The sequence below is a fragment of the Pseudoalteromonas sp. SG43-7 genome (genome assembly GCF_014164295.1).
Lineage (GTDB): Bacteria > Pseudomonadota > Gammaproteobacteria > Enterobacterales > Alteromonadaceae > Pseudoalteromonas > Pseudoalteromonas rhizosphaerae.
This window is the reverse complement of record NZ_JACJEY010000125.1, coordinates 1-1949: the sequence shown is the minus strand read 5'-3', so window position 1 is coordinate 1949 and position 1949 is coordinate 1. Positions and strand designations below refer to the sequence as shown.

1 protein-coding gene is annotated in these 1949 nt (G+C 39.4%); it reads left to right on the top strand.

Annotated elements, in window-relative coordinates; all coding sequences use genetic code 11:
* Positions 1-664 precede the first annotated feature (664 nt).
* A complete protein-coding gene (locus H5200_RS22980) occupies positions 665-1744 on the top strand; it encodes a protein rep (RefSeq protein WP_182762798.1) in 1080 nt (359 codons plus the stop codon).
* Positions 1745-1949 lie beyond the last annotated feature (205 nt).

Below are 1949 nucleotides of genomic sequence, written 5' to 3'. Positions count from 1 at the left end.
TACGAGGTTTCAGCAATTCTTGATTGTATGGATACTAAAATAAAGGCTCTAAACCACGTATTAGAATCTAAGAACTTAGATTCTGATTTATCAGATTCTTGTAAATCTGAGATTGCTAAGTGCCAGAACTTAGTTTTAAAACTTTCCTTTGAAGCACCTCTGGCCCCCCACTAATGTCATTTTTAGCTGGGGGGCTATGTTCACTTGGCGACAGCCGGTAGCGAAGCGGAAACCCGAGGGAGTTTGTTTTACCGCTTATGTTTTGGCTGCACTGGCTAAACCTTTGCGCTTTTATTCAACTGCCCCTTGATAAACCTTCTCTTTAAAAGCTCCAGTTGTGCATGTATTTCAACTTGTTGAAACCATGCTCAAGGGAGCTTTTTTTTTGGTTTATTTGATTGTTGTAACCTTTTTCAAATGATGCTCGGGCTTCTTTTTGCGGAGCAAAATCCTTTACTTGATACTATAGAAACAACGCGCAGACAGAAAACACATATAAAACACCTTTCAAAGCCTTGCTATTAAAGGGCTTTTGCATTAACTTTAACACTCTACCCGACAGGGTAGGTTTAACTGAATTTGAGACTTTCGCGGTTTAAATACCACAGACAAATTACTTAAGACGCCATTTAATATTTTAGGCTCTGAGAAAGGACAAAGGGGAGTGCGTCAACACATCCCCTTCATTGATCCTCCAGAAGCTACCGACCAAGGCGCAACTGAAAGACCTCATCTTCTCAACTCTGTAAAGCCACAAGAGAAGACAATGAAAATTATATATGAAGACCTGCCTGTAATCCACGACTCAGGCGAAATTTTGCAAGACACTACCGACTGGCGAACTTTTAAACTTAAAAGCACTGCCGTTTCCCATGCTATGAATTACACTAACGAGGTTCGTTCTGAGCGAATTTTGGATTGTGGCTCACTTCTCGCTTTTGGGGTTTCAAACTCTGGGGAAAAAAGACTTATCAAAGCTTATTTTTGCAAAGATAGAATGTGTCCCGCTTGTCAAAAAAGACGTTCCCTTGTTGTTTTTCATCAAGTCAAAGATGTTTGCCTATCCTTGCAGTCAGAGTATAAAAGCACTCGATATTTACTTTTAACGCTTACCGTTCCTAATGTCAGCGCTAATGATTTACCCGACGAAATAAAGAAAATGAACAAAGCCTGGGCTAGTTTATCCAGGAAGGTCGAATTTAAAAAATCTATATGGGGTTGGTTTAAAGCTTTAGAGATTACCCATAACAAAAAAACCAACACCTACCACCCTCATTTTCATGTCTTGCTTGCAGTTCCTGCCGAATATTTCAAAGGTAAGAATTACATAAACCAGTCTCGCTGGCTTGAGCTTTGGCAGATGGCCATGAAGAACGATTACATTACACAAGTTGATGTTAGACGTGTTAAACCGAACCCTAAGCGCTCAGGCTCTACAATTGAAGCTGCCGCTGCTGAGGTTGGCAAATACGCTACAAAGCCCTCTGATTACATCAAGAAGGTTTCTAGCGACCGTTACATCGCAGACCCTAAAGTTGTTGGTGAGCTTGCGGAGATACTTAAATTTAAACGCTTGATAGCTTTCGGTGGTCGCATGAAAGAGCACTATCAAAAATTAAGCCTTTCTGATGTGGACTCCGAAAATATAGATCTTGTTAATGTCTCTGGTGAAAGTGATCAGGTCGATGCTGTTATTCTCCAGATGTACAAATGGAACATTGGACTAAAACAATATATTTCATGATTACATGAATACATAAATACATGAATACATGAATACATGTGATTGAGGATATTATGAAAATTACAACGACACTTAGCCCTTACGAGGTTTCAGCAATTCTTGATTGTATGGATACTAAAATAAAGGCTCTAAACCACGTATTAGAATCTAAGAACTTAGATTCTGATTTATCAGATTCTTGTAAATCTGAGATTGCTAAGTGCCA